Origin of the sequence: Methylobacterium sp. 2A, from assembly GCF_009806555.1 — a bacterium.
Lineage (GTDB): Bacteria > Pseudomonadota > Alphaproteobacteria > Rhizobiales > Beijerinckiaceae > Methylobacterium.
The window spans coordinates 153,716-177,253 of record NZ_VUOK01000029.1; the positions used below are offsets into that span (position 1 = coordinate 153,716).

Below are 23,538 nucleotides of genomic sequence, written 5' to 3' on the forward strand. Positions count from 1 at the left end.
GGGTGGATCACACCGTCCGCGGCTCGTCGGGCTTCAGCTTGAGCGCCTTGGCGATCCGGGTGGACAGGCTGCCCACCAGGGCGACCGCCGCCCGGGCGTCGGCCACGCCGCGTACGGCCTCCAGGGCCTCCTCGGCATTGGGCTTCATCACCGCGTAGACCACGGGACGCGGCGCCTTGCGGGAGCGCTCCGGCGTCACGGCGACGAGGAAGGCGGTGTAGCGTCTCCGTGGGCGACCGGGCATGCTTCCGAATGTGGTATGTCGGCTAAGTAACGCCAAGGCCCGATTTCAGGCTTAAGCGCAGCGTGTCTCGCCAAATCCCACGATAAACCCGGCCGATCGCGCCAGATCAAGGTGAGATCGATATCGGGCAGCGGCAATCCGCCGATTCGGGTGCGCCAGCGTTCGCCGGACGCCACCGGCAATGCGTCGGTCAAGGTGCCGGTCGTGATACTCTCACCGACCGTGAGCGGTGGGGAGCCGGGGTCGTTAGCCAGCACACCGACGAGATGACCGAGGGCGGCGAGGGGACCCGCACCCATGACGTTCCGGCCACCGCCCCGATCGGCTGGCCTCCCATCCGGCAGGTCGAGGGCCGGCTACCAGCTCAGCCGCTCGATCACCGCATCGGGATGCACCGCCTGCCGGCCGAGCCAGTCCGCGATGTCGCCCAGCCGGTGGTGCTCGGCCGTGACGCCGAGTTCCTCCGCGTGGATGCCCCGGGCCACCAGCAGGCTCGCGATGCCGAAGCCCCGCGCGCCCGCGATGTCGGTGCGGATCGCGTCGCCGATCGCCAGGACCCGGGCCGGGTCGACCGGGGCGCCCGCGAGATCGCTGCCTTTGGCGAGCGCCGCCTCGTAGACCGGCCGGTGCGGCTTGCCGGCATAGACCACGGCGCCGCCGATCTCCGCGTAGGCCGCCGCCAGCAGGCCCGCGCAGGGGATCAGGCGGTTGCCGCTCTCCACCACGAGGTCGGGGTTGGCGCAGATCATCGTCAGCCCGCGGGCGGCGAGCCGCGTCAGCTCCGGCCGGTAATCATCGGCGGTCTCGCTGCGGTCGTCGAACAGGCCCGTGCAGACCACGAGGTCGGCCTCCTCCTCCGGCACGAGGCTGAGATCGAGGCCCTGGAAGATGCCGAGATCCCGCTCCGGCCCGATATGGCGGATCCGGGCGCCGGGCCGCGCCGCGATCAGGCCGCGGGTGAGGTCGCCCGAGGTGAGGATCGCGTCGTAGGCCTCCCGCGGCACCCCGAACCGGTCGAGGATCCGCCCCACGCCGTCCCCGGGCCGGGGCGCGTTCGAGACCAGCACCACCCGGCGCGGCCGGTCCCCGGCCAGGCCGCGGAAGCGGATCAGCGCCGCGCCGGCCGGCCCGTGGGCCTTCTGACCGTCATGCAGCACGCCCCAGACGTCGCAGAGGATCAGGTCGTACCGGTCGGCGATGGCGCCGAGGCCGTTCAGGGTCGGAATGGTGGTCATCGCAAGTCCTGGTTTCAAAAGGTCCGGGACCTTTTGCGGGTGCAGGGCAGAGCCCTGCAAAGACCTAGGGGCTCTGCCCCTGGACCCCGCCAAAGGGCTCGCCCTTTGGGAACCCCTTACCGGCGTTTCGGGCCTAACCGATGTTCGGCGAAGAAGTCGAGCATCGCCCGGGAGGCGTCGGGGCCGTCGCGGTCCGTGTAGCTGCCCTCGGGGTGGCCGCCCGACCACGCGTGGCCGGCGCCGCGCACCCGCCAATCCTCCACCACGACCCGGCCGGAGGAATCCCGGTAGCGGGTGCGGGTGAAGGGATGGCCGCGGCCCTCGATGGTCTCGGACCGCGCGGTCAGCCCCGCGACATTGGCCTGCGCCAGCACCTGATCGGCGTTGCGCACGCTGACCGTCCCGTCATCCTCGCCGTGGAAGACGATGGTGGGCACGCGGGTCGCCGCGGCGGGCGCCCCGAACGGCATCGGTGCGGCGAGGCCGGGCGCCCCGACCTGCATGGCCATCAGGGCCGAGCCGAGGTCGCGGGCGCAGCCGGCGGCGAGGCCCGAATGCACCCCCACGGCGGCGTAGAGATCCGGATAGGCCCGGGCGATGTTGAGGGCCGCCGCGCCGCCCGCCGACAGGCCCGCGATGTAGACCCGGGCCGGGTCGATCGGGTGCTCGGCCATGATCGCGCGGGTGAGGCCCGCGATGATCGCCGGCTCGCCCGAGCCGCGGGCCTGATCGCGGGGATCGTACCAGTTCCAGCAGCGCTGGGCATGAGCCTGCCGGCTCTGCGCCGGATAGGCCACGAACACGCCCGCGCGCTCGGCCAGGATGTTCATGCCGGTGCCGGCCGCGAAATCGTCCGGGTTCTGCGTGCAGCCGTGCAGCATGACGACGAGCGGCGCCCGGGCATCCGGACGGCTCGGGATGAACAGCTTGTAGTCGCGGCTGCCGGCGGCTTCCGTATGGCTCAGGGCGACGAACCGGCCCCCCGGGGGACCCGAGGGGTCGGCGGGCGGCGCGGGCTGACGCAGGGGCTTGCCCAAACCCTTCAGGACGGGCGCGAGACCGCGCACGACCTGCTCGACCACCTCGCGCACCCGCGGGCCGGATTCGGCCGGATCCCGTGCCGGGACGGGATGCGCTTCGGGGGCGGCCGCCTCACGGCGGGCCTGCGGGGCACCACCGAGGCTGCGCTGGATCAGCGCGGTGGCCTCGTCCAGGCGGCCGAGCCCGGTGAGTCGGGTCGCCTCGATCAGGTCGGCCCAGGGCGAGGCGCCGGACCCGCGGGTCGGCTCCCCGTCGTGGCTGCCGAGATCGTCGGTCATGCGTGTGCGCCTCGCTGTCGCGGCCTTCCTGTCACGGCTGGGACCTACGCGCCGAAGCCACCGCATGGACCATCCTCACCATCCGACCGATGGTAGGCCGAGCGTGGATTGTGCGTTGCAATAAACCCCGTCCCGCTGCGCCGCAACACCTCGGGACGCGGGTCTGCCGGTCGCGTCAGGCGGGCTCGTCGGTGCCGATATAGTCGCCCCAGATCGCGGCGGCGCCGAGGCTGGCCCGGAAGGCGTCGTGGCGGGCGCGTTCGTCCTCGGTCAGGCGGCTCCGGTACGGGCGCGGCGCCGCGGCGCTCGCCTGCCGGGCGGCCGATCCTGCGGCGGGGGCGGCGACCGCCGCCTCCATGAGCCCGAGGCTGGTCTGCTTGCCGCCGAGCAATTCGACATAGACCTCGGCCAGGATCTGGGCGTCGAGCAGCGCCCCGTGCTTGGTGCGCTTCGTGTTGTCGATGCCGTAGCGGGCGCAGAGGGCATCGAGGTTGTTGGCCGCGCCCGGGTGCTTGCGCCGGGCCATCGGCAGGGTGTCGACCACGTCCTCCAGCCGGATCGGCGGCGGGGCGCGGTCGCCGAGCCGGGCATATTCCATGTTGAGGAAGCCGACATCGAAGGGCGCGTTGTGGATCACGAGACGCCCGTCGCCGAGGAAATCCAGCAGCTCGCCGACGATCTCGGCGAAGACCGGCTTGTCGGCGAGGAACGCGTCCGACAGGCCGTGGACGTTGAACGCCCCCTCGGAGACCGCCCGCTGCGGGTTGCAGTAGCGGTGGAAGGTCCGGCCCGTGGGGATGTGGTTGAGGAGCTCGACGGCGCCGATCTCGATCAGCCGGTCGCCGCCCTTGGCCTCCGTACCGGTGGTCTCGGTGTCGAGGACGATCTCGCGCAGCATGGGTCTCGCGGCTCAGCAGGTTGGGGGCGGATCCTATTTGGATAGGCCAGCGCAGTTAAGCTTCCCCGCGCAAGGATCAAAATGAGTCGCACGTTCCGTTCGCCGACCGGGAAGGACCTTGATCGCCATAGGTCAATGACCTACGGAGGAACCCGTGAAGAAGCCTCTGCATGAGACGCATGAGACAGCTGCCTTCATGGCGCGCTGTGCCCGGCTCGGGCTGACGGAGGCCGACCGGGACGACATGGTCCTGCAAGTTGCGCGGGCCCCAAGTGCGGGCGCGATCGTGCGAGGCTCCGGCGGCTTGCGGAAAGTACGTTGGGGCGGACCTGGCGGTTACCGCATCCTGGTCGCCTACTTCGATGCCGCGTCGCCTGCCGTTCTCATGTCCATCCTGGCCAAAAATCAGCAGGCGAATTTTACTGATGCACAGATCAAATCTTTGCATGCAGAGATCAAATCCATCAAAGATGCACGTCGATCCCACAAGATTGAATGATGTGATCTCGTTGTTTCAGACGCTGGGAAGCGCATTCTCTTGGGAAAGGCCTTCGACATGAACGATGTGACCGACGACATCTTCAACGACCTCATGGACGGGTTCGCGCAAATTCGCCGACACGATGCGGGGGATCCCGATCACGGTCTTCGCCTGCACATTCCGAAGCAGGTCGACGTCGCGGCGATCCGCAAACGCACCGGCAATTCGCAGCCCGTCTTTGCCAGCAGCATCGGCGTGCCGGTCGATACCCTCCGGCAGTGGGAGCAGGGGCGTCGGCGGCCACAGGGCGCCGCGCTCGTCCTTCTCGCGATGCTCGAGAGAAAGCCGCGTCTGGTCGAGGAGATACTCGGTTCACCCGAAGAGCGGGATGTGACCGCCGCATCCTGAGCGCGCTGCACCCGCGACACGGCGTGTGGGCGGTTCAGCAAGAGGATAATCGAGAGCCCGGCCCTTCATCGACATCCGGCACTCACCGGGACATGTTGCGATAGACACAGACACGTCCCTGGTCCTCGTAGCCGGCCGGACAGGCCGTGACGCAGGCGCCAGCGGCGAATTTCTTGGGGGGCGGGCAGGATGCGGTGTATTGCGCGCGGGCCGGCGCAATGGCGAGCAGAGCCAGGATGAAGCAGGCCCCTCGCCCGGCGCGCCACCCAGGCCTCGACCCGAAGCGGCGGACGAAAGCCTGTGGCGACCGGATCATCCACCCTGTTCGCATCATGGGCGGCCTCTCATCGCGCATGTGCCTCCAAGATGACACGCACTCCGCCTTGAATATCTCACGGCGCGGGACGTGTCGGCTCTAGCCTCCGGGGGTAGCTGCGGTGCCGGCGAGCAACCCGCCGTCGATGCTGATCTCAGCACCGGTCATGTAGGCGGCCTCGTCGGACGCGAGCAGGACGCAGACCGCCGCGACTTCCTCCGGGGTCCCGAAGCGCCGCAACGGCGTATCGGCAACCAGGGCGGCCATGCGGTCTGTGCGGTCGGGGCCATTCCCCAGCATCGGCTCCCACATCGGCGTCAGCACCGCGGCGGGATGAACCGAATTGCAGCGCACGTTCAGCCCCTGAGCGGCGCAGTACAGCGCCACCGTCTTGGTGTGGTTGCGGATCGCCGCCTTGGAGGAGGCGTAGGCCGCCGCCATCGGAATGCCGACGAGGCCAGAACGCGACGAGATGTTGATGATGGCGCCGCTCCCCGTCCGCCGCATCGCCCGGATCGCAGCCCTGCAACCGAGGAAGACGCCGTCGAGATTCGTCGCGTGGACCGCCCGCCAATCGGCCAGGGTGGCGGTCTCGGGATCGTGCGCGACCGGCCTGTCCTCGAACCCGGTGACGCCCGCATTGTTGACGAGCGCGTCGAGACGGCCGTGCCGGGCCATGAGATCCGCCATCACGCCCTCCCAGGCCGCCTCGTCGCGTACGTCGAGCGGTGCGAACCGTGCCCGGTCGCAGCCGATCGTCTCGGCGACCGCGCAACCGGCCGGCGTGTCCCGGTCGGTGACCCAGACGAACGCGCCCTCGGCCGCGAAGGCCCGCGCGATGGCTTCACCGATGCCGCGGCCTGCGCCGGTCACGAGCGTCACCTTGTCCCGAAGCCGGTCCGCCATGGCATCACTCGCCGCGAAGCGCACCGACCCGAGAATCGAGGCGCTGTTCGGCCTTCGCCTTAACCCGATTCTCCGTCCTGGGTCAGCCGGGTGACGATCCGCGCCACCTCGGCCTCTGCCGCGGGGAAGCCCCGGCTCGTGTCGATGATGAAATCCGCCCGCGCCCGCTTCTCGGCGTCCGGCATCTGCTTGGCCAGGATCGCCGTGAAGGCGGCCTCATTCATGCCGGGGCGGGCCAGCACCCGGGCGCGCTGGATCTCGGGCGGCGCGCTCACCACCGCGACCGCGTCGCAGCGGCCCTCGCCGCCGGTCTCGTAGAGGAGGGGAATGTCGAGGACGACGAGCGGCGCTGTCCGGTGCCGGGCCAGGAAATCCGTGCTGGCCGCCCGGACCAGGGGATGCACGATCGCCTCCAGGGCGGCCATCCGGTCGGGGGCGTCCAGAACCGCCGCGCGCAGGCGTGTCCGGTCGACGCCGCCGTCCGCGTCGAGCACGCCGGGAAAAGCCGCCCCGATCGCCGCCGCGGCCGCGCCGCCGGGCCCATAGAGCGCGTGGACGGCGGCATCCGCGTCGTGGACCGGGACGCCCCGCTGGGCGAACAGCGCCGCGGTGGCCGATTTGCCCATGCCGATCGAGCCGGTGAGCCCGAGCACGATCGGTCCGGACCCGGCCTTCGGCCTCATGGGGCCAGAGCCGGGGCGAGATCCGCCACGATCCGGTCGCGCAGAGCGGGGGTGACGGCCGGGCGCGGCCCGAACCAGGCCTCGAAACCCGGCACCGCCTGGTGCAGCAGCATGCCGAGCCCGTCCACGGCGGCCAGTTCCCGGCGGCGCGCCGCTGCCAAAAGATCGGTTTCGAGCGGCGCGTAGACGATGTCGGCCACCGCGGCTTCCCGCGGCAGGGGCGCGAGATCGAGGGCGAGGGGCGGCTGGCCCTTCATGCCGAGCGAGGTGGTGTTGACGAGGAGCCCGGCTTCTTTCAGCGCCGCCGGCAGGTCGTCCCAGGCGAGGGCGTCGGCAATACCGGGGGCGAGCGCCGCCACCGCCTCGGCCCGGGCCAGGGTGCGATTGGCGACGCGGATGCGCCGCATCCCCCGCTCGGCCAGCCCGACCACGATCGCCCGGGCCGCGCCGCCAGCACCCAGCACCACGGCGGTGCCGGTCCCCCGCGCCGGCCAGTCCGCCCCCAGGCTGTGATCGAGATGGGCGCAGAAGCCCGGCGCGTCGGTGTTGTCGCCATGGATCCGCCCATCGGGACCGACCACCAGGGTGTTCACCGCGCCGATCTTTTCCGCCCGCGGCGTCAGGGTGTCGGCGAGCCGGCAGGCCGCCTCCTTGTGGGGGATCGTGACGTTGCCGCCCCGGTAGCCCGATGCGGGCAGGGCCCGGACGAAATTCGAAAAGGCCTCCGGGGCCACGTCCAGGCGCTCGTAGGAGCCGGCAATGCCGTGCTCGGCGAGCCAGTGGCCGTGGATCAGCGGCGAGCGCGAATGGGCGATCGGGTGGCCGACCACGAAGGCGCGGGGGGTTCCGGTGGTCACGCCGCGCAATCCTGCGCCAGCCGGCAGGCCGGGCCGCCGGCCTCCTCGATCTGCATCGTGGCGTGGCCGATGCCGAAGCGCGCGCGCAGGCCCTCGGCGGTCTCGGACAGGAAGCCGTTTCCGGGCACGCGATGGGCCTGATGGCCCTCCTGCATCACGAGATGGACCGTCAGGGCGACGCTGGTGGTGCTCATCGGCCAGATGTGCAGGTCGTGAAGGTCGGCGACGCCGGGCCGCTCGCGCAGGAAGCCGGTCACCGCCTCGGGGGAGATCTCCGGCGGCACGGCATCGAGCGACATCGCCACGCTGTCGCGCAGGAGCCCCCAGGTCGCCCAGACCACGAGGCCGGCGACGACGAGGCTGACCGCCGGGTCGAGCCAGGCCAGCCCGGTGAGCTGGATCACGAGGCCGGCGATCACCACCCCGGCCGAGACCGCGGCATCGGCCGCCATGTGCAGGAAGGCGCCGCGGATGTTGATGTCGCCCTTGGCGCCGCTGGCGAACAGCCACGCGGTGACGCCGTTCACCAGGATCCCGATGGCGGCCACCACCATCACGGTGATGCCGGCCACGGGCTCGGGGTGGACCAAGCGGACCAGCGCCTCCCAGATCACCGCCCCCATGGCGATCAGCAGGAACACCGCGTTGAACAGGGCGGCCAGGATCGAGGAGCCGCGATAGCCGTAGGTGAAGCGCGCGGTGGCGCGGCGGCGTACGAGGATCGCCGCGACCCAGGCGGCCACGAGGCCCAGCACGTCCGACAGGTTGTGCCCGGCATCAGCCACAAGCGACATGGAGTTGCCGAGATAGCCGTAGATCGCCTCGATCACCACGAAGACGGTGTTGAGCGCGATGCCGGTCGCGAAGGCCGGCCCGAAATTCTTGGGCACATGGACGTGGCCGCCAGATCCGCCGTGGGCATGGCCGCCGTGACCACCATGGGAATGCCCCCCGTGGCCGCCGTGCGAATGGTCGTGTCCGGCCAAGACGGTAACTCCCCTTCAGAACGCCAGAAGCCCGGCGGCGCGCAGCCGTGCGAGGAGCGGCAGCAGCGGCAGGCCCAGCACCGTGCTGTGATCGCCCGCGACCGATTCGAACAGGTGGATCCCGGGCCCTTCGAGCTGGTAGCCGCCGACGCTCGCCCGCACGCGATCCTCGCCGGCGCAGTCCACATAGGCCGCGATCGCCCGGTCATCGAGGGGGCGCAGGGTCAGCCGGGCGGTCTCCACGAAGGTATCTTGGACAGTCCCAGCCAGCGCTACGGCGGAATGCAGCGCGTGGGTGCGGCCGGACAGGCGGGCGAGCTGCGCCCGGGCGGCCGCGGCATCGGCCGGCTTGTGGAACACCGTGCCGTCGCAAGCGAGCACCTGATCGGCGCCGAGGACGAGGCGTCCGGGGCACCGGGCCGCCACCGATTCGGCCTTGGCGCGGGCGAGGTGCAGGGCGAGATCGGGCGGAGACAGGCCGGCGCTCCGAGCCTCCAGGGCGCGCTCGTCGACCTCGGGGGCCATGGTCTCGACCGGCAGCGCCGCGCCCTCCAGCAGGAGGCGCCGGGTCGGGCTGGTCGAGGCGAGGAGGAGCGGGTGCGGGCCGGTCCAGGGCGAGCGGGGCATCGCGCCAGTGTCACGGATCCGATGACGGGCGCAAGACGGCGATTGCGCCAGCCGAGGCGCTGCGACGAGCCCCGCCGTCGGAATGGACCGGCCGGCGGGGCTGTCGCGGGGCCGTTACGCAACCTGGCGCCCGGAGAGGACTCTTGGCAGGGTCCGGTTAGGGGAAGGTCAACGGCCGTATCGTGCGGCCGCTGGTTTTCGTGCCGCAGCGGGACAGAGGCAGAGGTGCACCGGCGCTCCAATCGCCCCCCTCATCCTGAGGTGCCGGAGCGCAGCGGAGGCCTCGAAGGAGCCTTCCAGCCGGCCACGCGATCCCTGGAGCCCTCCTTCGAGGCGGCTGCGCCGCACCTCAGGATGAGGTGGAGGGTTGGGACGCCCGTTGAACCGGCGCCTCAGGTGTTCATCGAGTCGAAGAAGTCGCTGTTGCTCTTGGTCTGGCGCAGCTTGTCGAGCAGGAACTCGATCGCGTCGGTGACGCCCATCGGGTTGAGGATGCGGCGCAGCACGTAGGTCTTCTTGAGCGCATCCGGCGGGACCAGCAGCTCCTCCTTGCGGGTGCCCGAGCGGGTGATGTCGATCGCCGGGAAGATGCGCTTGTCGGAGACCTTGCGGTCCAGGATGATCTCGGAATTGCCGGTGCCCTTGAACTCCTCGAAGATCACCTCGTCCATGCGCGAGCCGGTGTCGATCAGCGCGGTGGCGATGATCGAGAGCGAGCCGCCCTCCTCGATGTTGCGGGCGGCGCCGAAGAAGCGCTTGGGCCGCTGCAGGGCGTTGGCGTCGACACCGCCGGTCAGCACCTTGCCGGAGGACGGCACCACCGTGTTGTAGGCGCGGCCGAGGCGGGTGATGGAATCCAGGAGGATCACCACGTCGCGCCCGTGCTCCACGAGGCGCTTGGCCTTCTCGATCACCATCTCGGCGACCTGCACGTGGCGGGTGGCCGGCTCGTCGAAGGTCGAGGCGATGACCTCGCCCTTCACCGAGCGCTGCATGTCGGTGACCTCCTCGGGCCGCTCGTCGATGAGCAGCACGATCAGGTAGCACTCGGGGTGGTTGAGGGTGATCGACTGGGCGATGTTCTGCATCAGCACGGTCTTACCCGTGCGCGGCGGCGCCACGATCAGGGCGCGCTGGCCCTTGCCGATCGGCGCCACGATGTCGATGATCCGCGGCGAGAAATCCTTCTTGGTCGGGTTGTCCAGTTCGAGCTTGAACCGCTTCGTCGGGAAGAGCGGCGTCAGGTTGTCGAAGTGGACCTTGTGCTTGATCTTCTCCGGGTTCTCGAAGTTGATCGTGTTGACCTTGAGAAGGGCGAAGTAGCGCTCGCCGTCCTTGGGGCCGCGGATCGGGCCCTCGACGGTGTCGCCGGTGCGCAGGCCGAACCGGCGGATCTGGGTCGGCGAGATGTAGATGTCGTCCGGGCCGGGCAGGTAGTTCGAGTCGGAGGAGCGCAGGAAGCCGAAGCCGTCCTGCAGCACCTCGACGGTGCCCGAGCCGATGATCTCGACCTCCTTGGCAGCGAGCTGCTTCAGGATGGCGAACATCAGCTCCTGCTTGCGCATGGTCGAGGCGTTCTCGACCTCGACCTCCTCGGCGAAGGCGGTCAGGTCGGTGGGCGTCTTCGACTTGAGGTCCTGGAGCTTGACCTCGCGGACGCCTTCGAGGGCGGCCGGCATGGTGGGCCGATCGGCGGGCAGATCGGCCGGCTCCGCGGTCTCGATCTCGGCGAGGGCGTCGGGGTGTGGCGTCATGGGTGTCTTGCAACCGACGGAGAAGGTGGGAGGGCCGGTTCTGTGCCAAGCACCCGGGGGACGGGCGCCGAAGGGCGGGCCGCGCTGCGGCGAGGGGCCCGAGGATCAGATTGGCGAAACCGTACTGGCAGGACCCTCAGGCTCACGGGCGCGCTGCGGCGCAGACCTTGTGGTGAGGGCCCGTCACAGATAACGCGTTTCCCCGCCGCACTCAAGAGCTTCGCGAAGACCCTCGCGGATGGGACGGGCCGGGGTTAGACCGGCGACGCGGCGGCCGGTCCCGGAACCCGGTCCGCGCGGGATCGTTCACCGTCCCGGCGCTGCGGCGCAACAGACGTCCAGCCTGTCCCTGTCCTCGACCTGAGAGCCTGCCAGACCGCCATGCGCGACGACGCCGCCGGACGCACCCTCACCACGCACGAGCCGCGCCGGATCCCCTGGCTCGACGTCGTGTTCGGCTTCGGACCGATGGTGCCGATCGCGGCCGGCGCCGCGGCGGCGTGGTGGCTGAACGGCCAGCCGCTCGACTACCTCGTGGCCCTGTTCACCCTGCTCTACGCAGCCTCGATCCTGCTGTTCCTGGCCGGCGTCCACCGGGGCGTCAGCTTCCGGACCGAGGGCGGCCCACGGCTGTCGCAGATGGTCACGATGCTGGTGCTCTACGCGCTCGGGCTGTTCAGCCTGTTGGCCGCCGTGATGGGGAAGGCGGTGCCGGCCCTGGCGCTGCTGATCCTCGGCTACGCCCTCATCGGGATCCTCGACCCGATCCAGGCCCGTTCCGGCGAGGTGCCGCTCGCCCATGCCCGCCTGCGCCCGCTCCAGATGCCGATCGCCGTGGTGAGCCTCGCGGTGCTGCTCTGGCTGAAGCTGACGGCGCCGTATTGAGGGTGATCCGAGCAATCGGACCCAGCTTTCGTGTTGGCTGCCGGATCAGCTCAACTCCGTTTGAAAACAGGTCACAAGCGGTCCCGCATCTCTCCCTCCCCCCTCTGCGGGGGAGGGAAACGCGCGGGTTCGGACCCGATAGGCGGACGGCGTAGCCCTCGCGGGGAGACGAGCGCGTCCCGGCCCATTGACGGTTCCGCAAACCGAATTCCCCTTTCGCCCGGCATGCTCTAGAGCCCGGGCCAGGATCCCCGGCCGCCGGGGGCGACTCAATCCGATGCCGGATCCGGGCTCTAGCCCGCGAGAAGCGAACGCCTTCACATGTCCAAGCCCGAAACTGCCAAGCCCGAAACCCTGAAGCCCCGCCTGCCGCGCGGCTTCGTCGACCGGCGCGCCGGTGAGATCGCCGCGCAGCACCGGATGCTGGAGACGATCCGGCGGAGTTTCGAGCTCTACGGCTTCGAGGCCCTGGAGACCCCCTTCGTCGAGTATACCGAGGCGCTGGGAAAATTCCTGCCCGACCTCGACCGGCCGAACGCGGGCGTGTTCTCGTTCCAGGACGACGACGAGGCGTGGCTCTCGCTGCGCTACGACCTCACGGCGCCGCTCGCCCGGTTCGTGGCCGAACATTTCGACGCGCTGCCGAAGCCCTATCGCAGCTACCGGGCGGGCTACGTGTTCCGCAACGAGAAGCCGGGGCCGGGCCGTTTCCGCCAGTTCATGCAGTTCGACGCCGACATCGTGGGCGCCGGCAGCGTCGCGGCCGATGCCGAGATCTGCATGCTGATGGCCGACACGCTGAACCGGCTCGGGCTCGGCGGCCAGTACGTGGTCAAGGTCAACAACCGCAAGGTGCTCGACGGCGTGATGGAGGCCGCAGGGCTGGCGGGTGACGACCGGGCCGGCCAGCGCCTCACCGTGCTGCGCGCCATCGACAAGCTCGATCGGCTCGGCGTCGACGGGGTGCGCCAGCTGCTGGGTGCCGGCCGCAAGGACGAGAGCGGCGACTTCACCAAGGGCGCGGGCCTCGACGAGGCGGCGATCGGGCGGATCCTGGCCTACGTGTCGTTCCAGGCCGATGCCGCGGACAGCGCCGACAAGGTGGCGTTCTGGGAAAAGTTTTTTGCCGGCTGGCACGACGCGGTGGGCCAATCCGAGACCGGCCGGGAAGGCATCGCCGAGCTGCACGCGATCATGCGCCTGTGCGCCGCCGCCGGCTACGGCCATGACGTGATCCAGGCCGATCCGAGCGTGGTGCGCGGGCTCGAATACTATACCGGGCCGGTCTACGAGGCCGAGCTGACCTTCCCGGTCACCAACGAGGACGGCCAGACCGTGCGCTTCGGCTCGGTGGCGGGCGGCGGGCGCTACGACGGGCTGGTCGGGCGCTTCCGGGCCGAGCCGGTGCCGGCGGCGGGCTTCTCGATCGGCGTCTCGCGCCTGTTCTCGGCGCTGCAGCTCGTGAACAGCCCGCTGCTCGCCGGCTCCGAAGCGCCTGGGCCGGTGGTGGTGCTGGTCCTCGATCGCGAGAACATGGCGGATTACCAGCGGCTGGTGGCGCTGCTGCGCGCCGACGGCATCCGGGCCGAGCTCTATCTCGGGTCCGCGGGCATGAAGGCGCAGATGAAGTATGCCGACCGCCGCCGCGCCCCGGTGGCGATCATCCAGGGCTCGAACGAGCGGCTGGCCGGGGAGGTTCAGATCAAGGACCTGATCGAGGGCGCCCGGGCGGCGGAATCCATCGCCAGCAACGCCGAATGGAAGGCGGCGCGGCCGGCGCAGTTCTCGTGTCCCGAAGCCGATCTGGTGGCGCAGGTTCGGGCCGTGCTGGCTCGGCACTTCCCATCGACCGCGGGGTGAAACGCGAAGCCTCCGGCGGCGTTGTTCCCGGTCGATGCCGCGACCCTGTCGGCAGGGAGAGTCCGGGGATGCGTGCCGAGACGACCACCAAGTCCCTGATCCTGTCGGCCGCCCTGCTCCTCGTCTGCGCGGCGCCGGCTTCGGCGGCCCGCCCGGTCCCCGACCGGCTGCCCAGCGCCGTGGCGGTTGCGACGCCCGGCACCGGCAGCGCCCCCGTCCTCAGCGCCGGAATCGCCGCCGCTCCCGCGCTCAGCGCGCTGACCCGGCACAAACCGGCCCGGCGGCCCCGTGGGGCACGGCTCGGCAGCGCCCGCCCGCTCTGAAAGTCCGGGTTTCCCAAGGGCGAGCCCTTGGGCAGGGGTTCGGGGGCAGAGCCCCTGAAGAAGAACCCAAGGCTCTGCCCTGGACCCGCGAAAGGTCTCGACCTTTCGAAACCGGGACGCGGCTTTACCGCAGACAGACCGGCGGTATGGCGGCGCGGACCTTGGTGGTGAAGGTCTCCAGGTCGCAGCCGCCGTCCCGCGCCGGACAGATCCCGATCGTCAGCGGCAGCGAGACCGGCGGGTCGAGAGGCCCGAGCGCGCGGGCCGAGCGCAGCTGGTCGAGGGTCTGGGCGAAGATCCGGATCCGGATCGTCCGCGCCCCGGTCTCCGCATGGCGCCAGACCTCGAAGGCCAGGGTGGCGCCCGGGGCCGTCGGATCCGGCTGGCCCGGGAGCGACCAGCCGAGGCCGAGGGCGCCCGACAGGTTCGACAGGGTGGTGTCGTGGCTGGCCAGCACGACGAGGCGTGCGCTCGCCCCGAGCGGGGGCACGCCGAGGCCCCGGGGCGCCTCGCCCTGCAGCAGATCGCTGAGCATCCGCAGCAGCGTCGCCGCGCGGAACGTGGCGATCTCGGGCGTCCGGCGCAGGAGGTCGGCCGCGCGCCGGTGGGCGGGGAGCAGCGCCGCCAGGGTCTCGGGCGTGCCCTGGCCCCAGGCGACCTGATCGGGCGGCAGGCCCTCCGCGTATTCCAGGAGCAGGTTCTCCGACACGGTGGCGGCCAGCGCCAGCGGACCCTCGATCTTCGGCCCGGTGGGCGTGGCGACGAGGGTGCTCGGGCCATCGAGACAGGCCGCCGGGACCGCCTTGCAGGCGGCCGGACCCAGGATCCGCTTCAGCGCCGCGATGGCCTTGTCGGAGGCCTTGTCGGTCACCGCAAATCCGCCCGCCGTCCTGCCCTGGACCGCCGCCAGGGCCTCGGCCGGGTCCAGGGGGCAGATGCGCCCGCTGTCGAAGACCGGGTCGACGGCGCCGGCGGGCCCGTGGCGCGCCACGAGGCCGCAACCCGGGACGATCGCGTCGGCCAGGATCTGACCACTCTTGCGGGTGCGGTTCGCGGCGCCGTCCGCCCAGACCTGCACGGCGTTCACCGCCGGGCAGCCGGTCTCGGGCAGCAGCTCCGCCTTGGCGTAGAGGCTCCGCAGATAGGCCCCCATCCGCGACAGGGCCTCGGCGCCGTGCGGCATCAGCTCGCCCGGCTCGACCGGGAAGGCCGGCCATGGGCGGCCGGTCCTGGCCTCCAGCGCGGCCGGCGAAGCGGTCGGCGCAGGGACGCCGTGGCGGGAGACCAGCACGACGCGTTCGAGCTTGGGCTCGGCCCGGGCGGGCGCCTGTGCCAGGAGGATGGTCGTCAGCACGACGGCCAGTCCCGACTGACGCCGGCCGAGGATCCGAAAGACGCGCCGAGACATCGTGGGATCCGCTCCACACCTTCGCCGGATGATCCGATCGCCCGACAATGGATCAGGCTCCCTGGCGCGCGCAATCCATGCGCTTTCGAAGCCTTGATTGCGGCAGGACGGACAGTATCGGCTCCGGTCTCAGATCTCATCGACCGGTTCGACGATGATTTTATCGCATCGACCGATCGAAAGACGCTTCGGACAGACAGATCTGCGTCTCGAATGCTTGAGCGATCACCCCGCCGAGCGCCGCCTCAGGCCGCGCGCAGGCCCGCCAGGAACTGCCCGACCGCGGCGCCGAGCCGTTCCGATTCCTGCGACAGGGCGTTGGCCGAGTTCAGCACCTGGGCGGCGGCCGCGCCCGTCTCGTCGGCGGCACCGGCGAGGCCCACGACGTTGTCGGTGACCGCGCTGGTCCGCGCGGCGGCCGCGGAAACGTTGCGGACGATCTCCTGCGTGGCGGCGCCCTGCTCCTCGACGGCGGCCGCGATCGAGGCGGCGACCGTGCTGATCTCGCGGATGCGCCCCGCGATCCCGGTGATCGCCCCGGCGGCCTGCCCGGTGGATTCCTGGACCCGGGCGATCTGCCCGGAGATCTCCTCGGTGGCCTTCGCGGTCTGCTCGGCGAGCGCCTTCACCTCGGCGGCCACCACCGCGAAGCCGCGGCCGGATTCGCCCGCGCGCGCCGCCTCGATCGTGGCGTTGAGCGCCAGCAGGTTCGTCTGCGCGGCGATGTTCGAGATCAGCCCGACCACATCGCCGATCCGGGCGACCGCCGCGCTGAGATCCTGGACCAGGGAAGCGGTCTCCCCGGATTCCGCGACCGCCGCCTGCGCCAGACCGGTCGAGGCCTGGACCTGCCGGCCGATCTCCAGGACCGAGGTGCCGAGCTGCTCGGCGGCGGCGGCCACGGTGCCGACATTGTCGGCGGCTTCCTCGGCCGCCCGGGCGACGCCCCCCGAGCGGTCCGAGGCCTGGACCGCGGTGGAGCTCATGCTCCGGGCCGTGGTCTGGAGTTGCGCGGCCGCCGCCGTCACGGCCTCGATCACCCCGCCGACGCTGCCCTCGAAGGTTTGCGCCAGGGCCTGCATCGCCGCCCGGCGCTGCGTCTCCGCGTCGGCCCGGGCCAGGGCGGTCTCGGCCTCCAGGGCCCGGTTGCGTTCCAGGCTCGCCCGGAAGCCCAAAGCCGCGCGGGCGATCTCGGCGATCTCGTCGTGCCGATCCGTGTGGGGGACCGTCACGTCGGTGTTGCCGGCGGCCAGTTCCGACATGGCGGCGGCGACCCGCAGGGCACGGACGGCGATGTCGCCGGCCAGCCACCGCATCAGCGCGAGCGCCAGGACCGCGCCGAAGCCGGTCCCGAGCAGGATCATGGTGAGCGTCGCCGCGCTGGTGTCGCGCACCTGCCCGGCCGCCTCCTGCGCCCTGCGGCTGTAGGCGGTCTTCAGCGTGTCGAGCCGCGTCCAGGCCTCGTCGTAGAGTTTGTTGGCGGGGCCGTTGAAGGCGGTCCGCCCGCCGGCAGCGTCACCCGCGACCACCTGGGCGAAGGCGGCCGTCTGCGCGCTCAGATAGGCCTGCCAGCGTTCGGTGAAGGCCGTGAAATCCGCCGCGGCCCCGGGCTCGGCCGGCAGCGCCGCGAAGGCCCGGATCAGGTCCTGCATCGCGCCGATGCGGGCCGCGTTGCGCTCCTGCGCGCGCGCATGGGCGGAGGGCTCCGTCTCGTCGATGACCCGGGTGGCGCCGAGGCGCACGCGGGTCATGGTGGCGCGCAGATCGCCGAGCAGATCGACCGCCGGCAGCAACCGGTCGCCGATCCGCTCCGTGACGGCCGCACTCTGCCGGATCCGCAGGGCGGCCTGGCCGCCGACTCCGATCACGATGACGCCGGTCAACCCGGCGAGAACGAGGAATTGGGTCCGGAGGCGGAGCGGAAGATGCACGGAATGACCGGGATATGTCGGAGTACTTCTCAAAGTCATGTCAACGCGATGTTACCGTTTCGTGAAACGGGACCGTCCCTGCGCAATCCCGCGCGCCGGGCTTGTCGACCGGGGCGTGTCGCCAAGCCCGGCCGCGGTTGCTACAGAGCGCCCGCGAGGTGGACACGATGACACGACCGGAGGCAGGCGAGACGGGGGCGGGGGATGCGGCGCGCGCGCGGCTCTCCGCCCATCTGAATGCGGCGGGCTATCGGCCGGTGACGCCGCCGGTGCTGCAACCGCTGGAGCCGTTCCTGGAATTGTCGGGCGAGGATATCCGCCGCCGGATCTTCGTGACCCAGGATGCGGGCGGGGCCGAATTGTGCCTGCGGCCGGAATTCACGATTCCCGTCTGCCGCCTCCACCGGTCGCAAGCCGACGGGCAGGCGGCCGATTACAGCTATTGCGGCCCGGTCTTCCGGCTGGCCGCCGACGAGCCCGACGAGTTCTTCCAGGCCGGGATCGAGTCGATCGGGCGCACCGACACGCCGGCCGCGGATGCCGAGGTGCTGGGCCTCGCCCTCGAAGGTCTCGCGCTGTTCGGCCGCACCGATCCGGCGGTCCGGCTCGGCGATATGGGGCTGACCGTGGCGCTCCTCGACGGGCTCGCGGTGCCGCCGGCCGCCAAGCGCCGGACGCTCCGGGCACTCGCCGCGGGGCGCTCCCTCGACGCCGTGACCAACGGCGCCGGCGCGCGGCCCGAGGATCCGCATGCCGGCCTGCTGGCGGCGATCCAGGGCCAGGACCCGCGCGGGGTGCGCGCCTTCGTGGAGGACGTGCTGGCCATCGCCGGAATCTCGGCGGTTGGGGGGCGCAGCGCCGGCGAGATCGCCGAGCGCTTCCTCGCCAAGGCGGCCGCCCAGGCCCATGGCGGGGCCGGGCTCAATGCCGAGAACCGCGCCGTGCTCGACCGCTACCGCGCCATCGCCGGTGATCCGGACGCGGCGGCGCGCGACCTGCGGGCGCTGGTCGCAGAGGCGAACATCCGCCACGACGCCCTCGCGGCGGCCCTCGACCTGTTCGAGGAGCGCACCGGCTTCATCGCGGCCCGCGGCCTGCCGATCGAGCGGTTCCGCTTCCAGGGGGGCTTTGCCCGCAACCTCGACTACTACACCGGCTTCATCTTCGAGGTGTCCGAGCGTGACGGCCCGATCCTGGTCGGCGGTGGCCGCTACGACGGGCTGCTCGGCCATCTCGGCAGCCCCGTGCCGCTGCCGGCCGTCGGCTGCACCTTCTGGATCGAGCGCGTGGCGGGAGCCGGCCGATGATTCTTTCGGACTCAGGACCGCTGATCCTCGCCGTCCCCTCCAAGGGGCGGCTTCAGGAGAACGCCAACGCGTTCTTCGGCCGGGCCGGGCTGAAGCTCGCGCAGGGCGCGGGTGCCCGCGACTATCGCGGCAAGCTGCTGGGCGTGCCGGATGTCGAGGTGCGCTACCTCTCGGCCTCCGAGATCGCCGCGCAGCTCGCCTCCGGCGCCGCCCATCTCGGCGTGACCGGCGAGGACCTGATCCGCGAGACCCTGCCGGACGTGCGCGGCCAGGTGGAGCTGCTCACCCCGCTCGGCTTCGGCAACGCGACCGTGGTGGTGGCGGTGCCCCAGGCCTGGATCGACGTGCGCGACATGTCGGACCTCGACGAGGTCGCGGCCGGGATGCGCGCCCGCCACGGGCGCCGCCTGCGGGTGGCGACCAAATACGTGAACCTGACCCGCCGGTTCTTCGCCGAGAAGGGCGTGGCCGATTACCGGATCGTCGAGAGCCTGGGCGCCACCGAGGGGGCGCCGGCCGCGGGCTCGGCCGAGATCGTGGTCGACATCACCACCACGGGGGCGACGCTCTCCGCCAATGCCCTGAAGATCTTGGATGACGGCATCATCCTCCGCTCGGAGGCGAACCTCGTCGCCTCTCTGAAGGCGCCCTGGGGTGAGGGCCAGCGGGCGGCCCTGCGCACGGTGCTCGGCCGGATCGCCGCCGAGGAGCGTGCCCGCACCACCCGGGAGGTACGCGCCGCCCTGCCGGAGAGCGGCACGATCGACCTCGCCACCCTGGCGGGCCTGCACGAGGCGGAACTGCCCTACGGCGCCCCGCGCGGGCCCGAGGGCGAGATCGTGCTGCGCTGCCCGGAGGGCGCGGTGTTCGAGCTGGCCGGCGCGCTGGTCGAGGCCGGGGCACGAGCCGTGACGGTGCGGCGGGTGGATTACGCCTTCGCGGCCGAGAACCCCCTGGCGGAGCGGTTGCTGGCGCGGTTGTGACCCATCGGGCCGGCAGCGCGGGACCTGCTTCCCGCGCCATTGTCGATCCGCTAGCATCGCAAACCGCGATGCGGCGGCGACCTCATGCACGTCATCACCCAAGCCCGGATCTGGGAGGCCAAGCGGACATGGCCGCGCGCCGCAGACGTACTTGATGCGTGGTACCGGCTGATGAAAAGCGCGGAACCGTGTGACTTCGCCCAGATGAAGGCGCTGTTTCCAGCAACTGATAAGGTCGGCCGCCTGCATGTCTTCGATATTGGCGGCAACAAGCTGCGCCTCGTTGCCGTTGTCCAATATAAATTCAAGAAGGTCTACATCCAGTCGATCATGGATCACGCCACCTACGATAAGGGCAAATGGAAGGTGTAGAGCGATGACCACCCTCGTGGAGAAAGCCGTCGAGCATTGGCCGCACATTGCTCCCCTGCTCACCGCCCCGTCGAACAGCGGTGAGTATGACCGGCTGGTCCAGGTCATGGATCAGATCCTGAGTCTCGTCGGTGAGGACGAGGAGCATCCCCTGGCGGTTCTCGCATCCCGTATGGGCGATCTGATCGAGGCCTACGACGAGGCGCATCGGCCCATGCCGGAGGTCACCGGTGCCGCAGCCCTGCGCTCCATCATGGATGAGCGCGGCCTCAATCAGGGTGATCTACCGGAGGTGGGCACCCAATCGGTCGTCTCGGAGATCCTGAGCGGCAAGCGTCAGATCAACATTCGTCAGGCCCGAGCCCTTAATGCACGCTTTGGATTTCCCGCCGAGATATTTCTCGGGCTGTGAGGGCTCGACCCGGCCCGGTCGCACCGGGTGACACGTGGCCGTCTCCTATTGCGGCCCCTGCTTGGCGAACTCCGACAGCACCGCGCGCAGCACCTTGAGCCGGGCGTCATAGATCCCGGTCAGGCAGGCGGTATCGCCGCCGCAGGTCCGGCGCTCCTTGAGCCATGCCTCCTGGTCGTCGCGCAGCTTCGTCTGCCCGCCCATCGGCAGCACCGCCTTCAGGATCTCGAACCGGGTCGCCATCTCGACGTCCCGGTCGTTGAGGGGAAGATGCGCGCAGATCGCCTTCTCGTCGGGCGCCTCGGCCTTGTCGCAGGGGAAGCTCGCCGCATGGGCGGACGGGCCGAACGCCAGGAGGGCCAGGGTCAGGGCGGTGGAACGTCGCTTCGACATGGCCTCAGAACGAGCCGGCCCGCGAAAAGCTCCCGCGGCCGCGCCGGCGTGGCGCATCGCGCCCGGGATCACAGGATCCCCGGATCAGAGGCCCGGCTTGACCACCGCCAGGATGACGATGCCGATCATCAGGAGCGTCGGCACCTCGTTGAGGATCCGGTAGAACCGGGGCGCGCGGGTGTTCCGGTCGGCGGCGAAGTCCTTGACCATCCCGGCGAGCCAGCCGTGGATGCCCGACATCGCCAGCACCAGCACGAACTTCGCCTGCAGCCATGGGGCCGCATAGTAGCCGCTCATCCAGGCGAGGCTCAGCCCGAACACCCAGGTGGCGATCAGCGCCGGCGTCATGATCGCCTTGAGCAGGCGGCGCTCCATCACCTTGAAGGTCGCGCTCTGCACCTCCGAGCCCGCCGGCAGGCCGGCATGGTAGACGAACAGCCGCGGCAGGTAGAGCATCCCCGCCATCCAGGCGATCAGGCTGATGACGTGGAGGGCCTTGATCCAGTCGTAGAGCACGCGCTTACCCGCGCAGCCGCGCGAGCATGCGCTCGACATGGGCGACCGGCGTCTGCGGCGTGATGCCGTGGCCCAGGTTGAAGATGTGCGGCAGGCCGGCACTCGCCGCCAGCACCGCATCCACCGCCGCGTCGAGGGCCGGCCCGCCCTCGATCAGCGTGTCGGGATGCAGGTTGCCCTGCGTCACCGTCGAGGCCGGGACCCGGCCGCGCAGGGCCTTCAGGTCCACGCCCCAATCGACCCCGACGGCGTCGGCGCCGGTCTCGGGCACCACCCGGGCATGGCCGTCGAGCCCCGAGCCGCGGGCGAACACGATGATCTTCGCCCCCGGCACCTTTTCGCGCACGCCCGCCACCATCCGGGCGATGGGTTGCAGGGACCAGCGGGTGAGGGCGTCGGCGGCGGGCGCGTCCGGCAGGGCGCTCTCGGCCACGTCGCCCACGGGCTCGACGACCCCGCCGGAGGCCGGCACCGCCCGCGGCAGGGTGCCGGCATGGGACTCGAAGATCTGCACGGCATCGGCGCCGGCCTCGAGCTGGCGCACGAGGTAGTCGGTCTGCACCGTGACGAGGCGGTCGATCAGGGCATCGACCAAGGCCGTGTCGCCCTCGGCCAGCGCCCGCGCCGGGGCGAGGTCCGGGGTGCCGCGGCCACCGATCATGTAGCTCGCCACCGTCCAGGGGGCGCCGCAGAAGCCGAGCAGCGTGGTCTCGCCGGGCAGTTCGGCCCGCAGACGCCTCACCGTCTCGAAGACCGGGGCGAGGTGGTCCATCACGGCCGGATCGCCGGCCTCGCGCAGGGCCGAAAAGGCCTCGCGCCCGTCGAGCGGGTCGAGGCGTGGTCCTTCGCCCTCGACGAAGCGCACGTCCTGGCCGAGCGCGTGGGGGACGACCAGGATATCCGAAAACAAAATCGCGGCGTCGAAGCCGAAGCGCCGGATCGGCTGAAGGGTGACCTCGACGGCGAAATCCGGGCTGTAGCAGAGATCGAGGAACGAACCGGCCTCCGCCCGGGTCGCCCGATATTCCGGCAGGTAGCGCCCGGCCTGGCGCATCATCCAGGCGGGGGGCGGCCCGATGGCTTCTCCCTCGAGGACACGCAGCACCTTGCGCTCCCCTGTCGACGTCCCCGTCATCTGTGCTCCACCCCGCTTAGCCCATCCCGCATGCCCGTCGGCGCGCCTCCTGTCGAGTCGCGGCACGCCGATCCCCACACAGGCCCCTTCGAAAAGAAAAGAGAGATTCTAGGACTCTGTTTTTTCTTCTAGGGGCCTGAGAGTCGGGGGCACAAACGGGTCCACAGGCCGTCCCCGGCGCCGCGCCGTTAACGAGGCTTTAAAGGATTTGCTCCAACTTGCGAGAAGCGGATGGTCCGACAGCGGCTTGGCAACGCCGAGTCCTGTACGCGCCCCGATTGCGTCCCGGATTCTCCCACGGGCCCGGATTCCGCCTGTGCGGATCAACGGCCTGTGAACGGCGGAGTCGATAACCGGACGTCCCCCGACCCTGGACCGGTTCGGTCGGGCATCCTATCCACACTCATCGACTCCCCTGGCGGCCGGCGGTGGACAAGCTGGGCTTCGCGAAAGGCGTCCGGATGGGCCGCAGCTACTTCCACCTCCACCTCGTCTCCGACTCCACCGGCGAGACGCTGATCAATGTCGGCCGGGCGGCGGCCGCCCAGTACGAGGGCGTCTCGGCGATCGAGCACGTCTATCCGCTGGTGCGCTCGGCCGCGCAGCTCGACCGGGTGATCTCGGAGATCCGGGCGGCGCCGGGCCTCGTGCTCTACACCCTGGTGGGCGGCGACCTCGGCGAGCGCCTGGAGGAGGTCGCCCGGGAGACCGGCTCGCCCTGCCTGTCGGTGCTGCGGCCGGTCCACGACCTCCTGCGTGCCTATCTCGGCGCCGAGACCACGGCCCGTCCCGGCGCCCAGCACATGCTGAACGCCGAGTATTTCAAGCGCATCGACGCGATGAACTTCACGCTGGCCCATGACGACGGCAACCTGCCGGAGGATCTGGAGGAGGCCGACGTGATCCTGCTCGGGGTCAGCCGGACCTCGAAGACGCCGACCTCGATCTACCTCGCCAATCGCGGCCTCAAGACCACGAACCTGCCGCTGGTGCCCGGCATGCCGCTGCCGCCCGCGATCGAGCGCGCGCGCAAGCCTCTGGTGGTCGGCCTGTTCGCCTCGCCGGAGCGGATCGTGCAGATCCGGCAGAACCGGCTCTCCAGCCTGAACGCTGACGAGTCCTCGCTCTACGTCGACCGCTCGGCGGTGGCGGACGAGATCACGGCCTCCCGCCGGCTGTTCACCAAGAACCGCTGGCCGACGATCGACGTCACCCGCCGCTCCATCGAGGAGACGGCGGCCGCGATCGTCGATCTCCACCGCGACCACCGCCTGAAGTTCATCGCGGATTGAGTCCGGG

Annotated in this window: 25 protein-coding genes; 10 read left to right on the top strand and 15 right to left on the bottom strand. The window is 70.8% G+C overall.

Features of this window, described 5'->3' with window-relative positions; translation table 11 throughout:
• Positions 1-7 precede the first annotated feature (7 nt).
• The 4 genes from FVE89_RS15275 to dnaQ all read right to left on the bottom strand — a co-directional run bounded on the left by FVE89_RS15275 (position 8) and on the right by dnaQ (position 3,696).
• Positions 8-244, bottom strand: coding sequence for a hypothetical protein (locus FVE89_RS15275; RefSeq protein ID WP_160534780.1), 237 nt, complete (start codon positions 242-244; stop codon positions 8-10).
• Positions 245-600: 356 nt separating this feature from the next.
• Positions 601-1,479, bottom strand: a complete 879-nt coding sequence (locus tag FVE89_RS15280; RefSeq protein ID WP_160534781.1) for a TIGR01459 family HAD-type hydrolase — start codon at positions 1,477-1,479, stop codon at positions 601-603.
• Positions 1,480-1,595: 116 nt separating this feature from the next.
• On the bottom strand, positions 1,596-2,798 hold the full coding sequence (locus FVE89_RS15285; protein WP_160534782.1) for a PHB depolymerase family esterase: 1,203 nt from the start codon (positions 2,796-2,798) through the stop codon (positions 1,596-1,598).
• A 175-nt stretch (positions 2,799-2,973) separates the two neighbouring features.
• Positions 2,974-3,696: a DNA polymerase III subunit epsilon gene (gene dnaQ / locus FVE89_RS15290; RefSeq protein WP_160534783.1), complete on the bottom strand. Its 723-nt coding sequence runs from the start codon at positions 3,694-3,696 to the stop codon at positions 2,974-2,976.
• 154 nt (positions 3,697-3,850) lie between these two features.
• Here dnaQ and FVE89_RS15295 point away from each other — a divergent pair, with 154 nt between their 5' ends.
• Entirely contained in the window at positions 3,851-4,195 is a 345-nt protein-coding gene (locus tag FVE89_RS15295; protein ID WP_160534784.1) for a hypothetical protein, read from the top strand.
• 57 nt (positions 4,196-4,252) lie between these two features.
• Positions 4,253-4,585: a helix-turn-helix domain-containing protein gene (locus FVE89_RS15300; protein ID WP_160534786.1), complete on the top strand. Its 333-nt coding sequence runs from the start codon at positions 4,253-4,255 to the stop codon at positions 4,583-4,585.
• A gap of 415 nt (positions 4,586-5,000) precedes the next feature.
• Here FVE89_RS15300 and FVE89_RS15305 read toward each other — a convergent pair whose 3' ends face one another.
• The 6 genes from FVE89_RS15305 to rho form a co-directional block, all read right to left on the bottom strand.
• On the bottom strand, positions 5,001-5,807 hold the full coding sequence (locus FVE89_RS15305) for a glucose 1-dehydrogenase (RefSeq protein ID WP_160534787.1): 807 nt from the start codon (positions 5,805-5,807) through the stop codon (positions 5,001-5,003).
• Between the two features lie 59 nt (positions 5,808-5,866).
• Positions 5,867-6,490, bottom strand: a complete 624-nt coding sequence (gene coaE, locus FVE89_RS15310; RefSeq protein ID WP_160534788.1) for a dephospho-CoA kinase — start codon at positions 6,488-6,490, stop codon at positions 5,867-5,869.
• The gene (locus FVE89_RS15315; RefSeq protein WP_160534789.1) at positions 6,487-7,347 is read right to left on the bottom strand and encodes a shikimate dehydrogenase; all 861 of its coding nucleotides are present in this window, start codon (positions 7,345-7,347) and stop codon (positions 6,487-6,489) included. The genes coaE and FVE89_RS15315 overlap by 4 nt, the downstream gene beginning before the upstream one ends.
• A complete protein-coding gene (locus tag FVE89_RS15320) occupies positions 7,344-8,333 on the bottom strand; it encodes a cation diffusion facilitator family transporter (protein WP_160534791.1) in 990 nt (329 codons plus the stop codon). The genes FVE89_RS15315 and FVE89_RS15320 overlap by 4 nt, the downstream gene beginning before the upstream one ends.
• Positions 8,334-8,348: 15 nt before the next feature.
• Positions 8,349-8,960, bottom strand: coding sequence for a Maf family nucleotide pyrophosphatase (locus FVE89_RS15325; RefSeq protein ID WP_160534792.1), 612 nt, complete (start codon positions 8,958-8,960; stop codon positions 8,349-8,351).
• Between the two features lie 392 nt (positions 8,961-9,352).
• Complete coding sequence (gene rho, locus FVE89_RS15330) at positions 9,353-10,639, bottom strand: transcription termination factor Rho (protein WP_160534886.1); 1,287 nt, start codon at positions 10,637-10,639, stop codon at positions 9,353-9,355.
• A 456-nt stretch (positions 10,640-11,095) separates the two neighbouring features.
• On the opposite strand from rho, the gene FVE89_RS15335 reads away from it, so the two are divergent.
• From FVE89_RS15335 to FVE89_RS15345, 3 genes are all read left to right on the top strand, one after another.
• Complete coding sequence (locus FVE89_RS15335; protein WP_160534793.1) at positions 11,096-11,599, top strand: DUF3429 domain-containing protein; 504 nt, start codon at positions 11,096-11,098, stop codon at positions 11,597-11,599.
• 321 nt (positions 11,600-11,920) lie between these two features.
• Positions 11,921-13,459: a histidine--tRNA ligase gene (gene hisS, locus FVE89_RS15340; RefSeq protein WP_160534794.1), complete on the top strand. Its 1,539-nt coding sequence runs from the start codon at positions 11,921-11,923 to the stop codon at positions 13,457-13,459.
• A gap of 68 nt (positions 13,460-13,527) precedes the next feature.
• Positions 13,528-13,782, top strand: coding sequence for a hypothetical protein (locus tag FVE89_RS15345; RefSeq protein WP_160534795.1), 255 nt, complete (start codon positions 13,528-13,530; stop codon positions 13,780-13,782).
• Between the two features lie 124 nt (positions 13,783-13,906).
• Here the strand turns inward: FVE89_RS15345 and FVE89_RS15350 are convergent, their stop codons facing one another.
• Both FVE89_RS15350 and FVE89_RS15355 read right to left on the bottom strand, forming a co-directional pair.
• The gene (locus FVE89_RS15350) at positions 13,907-15,190 is read right to left on the bottom strand and encodes a histidine-type phosphatase (protein WP_160534796.1); all 1,284 of its coding nucleotides are present in this window, start codon (positions 15,188-15,190) and stop codon (positions 13,907-13,909) included.
• Positions 15,191-15,435: 245 nt separating this feature from the next.
• Positions 15,436-17,121, bottom strand: coding sequence for a methyl-accepting chemotaxis protein (locus tag FVE89_RS15355; RefSeq protein WP_160534798.1), 1,686 nt, complete (start codon positions 17,119-17,121; stop codon positions 15,436-15,438).
• A 167-nt stretch (positions 17,122-17,288) separates the two neighbouring features.
• Here FVE89_RS15355 and FVE89_RS15360 point away from each other — a divergent pair, with 167 nt between their 5' ends.
• The 4 genes from FVE89_RS15360 to FVE89_RS15375 all read left to right on the top strand — a co-directional run bounded on the left by FVE89_RS15360 (position 17,289) and on the right by FVE89_RS15375 (position 20,195).
• A complete protein-coding gene (locus FVE89_RS15360) occupies positions 17,289-18,428 on the top strand; it encodes an ATP phosphoribosyltransferase regulatory subunit (RefSeq protein ID WP_160534799.1) in 1,140 nt (379 codons plus the stop codon).
• The gene (gene hisG, locus FVE89_RS15365) at positions 18,425-19,411 is read left to right on the top strand and encodes an ATP phosphoribosyltransferase (RefSeq protein ID WP_160534801.1); all 987 of its coding nucleotides are present in this window, start codon (positions 18,425-18,427) and stop codon (positions 19,409-19,411) included. The genes FVE89_RS15360 and hisG overlap by 4 nt, the downstream gene beginning before the upstream one ends.
• Before the next feature lie 84 nt (positions 19,412-19,495).
• Complete coding sequence (locus tag FVE89_RS15370) at positions 19,496-19,783, top strand: type II toxin-antitoxin system HigB family toxin (RefSeq protein ID WP_160534803.1); 288 nt, start codon at positions 19,496-19,498, stop codon at positions 19,781-19,783.
• A gap of 4 nt (positions 19,784-19,787) precedes the next feature.
• Positions 19,788-20,195 (top strand): transcriptional regulator, encoded by a 408-nt coding sequence (locus FVE89_RS15375; protein WP_160534805.1) that lies wholly within the window; start codon positions 19,788-19,790, stop codon positions 20,193-20,195.
• 45 nt (positions 20,196-20,240) lie between these two features.
• On the opposite strand, the gene FVE89_RS15380 is transcribed toward FVE89_RS15375, so the two are convergent.
• The 3 genes from FVE89_RS15380 to FVE89_RS15390 form a co-directional block, all read right to left on the bottom strand.
• Positions 20,241-20,588, bottom strand: a complete 348-nt coding sequence (locus tag FVE89_RS15380) for a lysozyme inhibitor LprI family protein (RefSeq protein ID WP_160534807.1) — start codon at positions 20,586-20,588, stop codon at positions 20,241-20,243.
• An 84-nt stretch (positions 20,589-20,672) separates the two neighbouring features.
• On the bottom strand, positions 20,673-21,104 hold the full coding sequence (hemJ, locus tag FVE89_RS15385; protein WP_160534887.1) for a protoporphyrinogen oxidase HemJ: 432 nt from the start codon (positions 21,102-21,104) through the stop codon (positions 20,673-20,675).
• Positions 21,105-21,108: 4 nt separating this feature from the next.
• Positions 21,109-22,239, bottom strand: coding sequence for a uroporphyrinogen decarboxylase (locus FVE89_RS15390; RefSeq protein WP_160534808.1), 1,131 nt, complete (start codon positions 22,237-22,239; stop codon positions 21,109-21,111).
• A 461-nt stretch (positions 22,240-22,700) separates the two neighbouring features.
• On the opposite strand from FVE89_RS15390, the gene FVE89_RS15395 reads away from it, so the two are divergent.
• A complete protein-coding gene (locus FVE89_RS15395; RefSeq protein ID WP_160534888.1) occupies positions 22,701-23,531 on the top strand; it encodes a pyruvate, water dikinase regulatory protein in 831 nt (276 codons plus the stop codon).
• Positions 23,532-23,538: the final 7 nt, after the last annotated feature.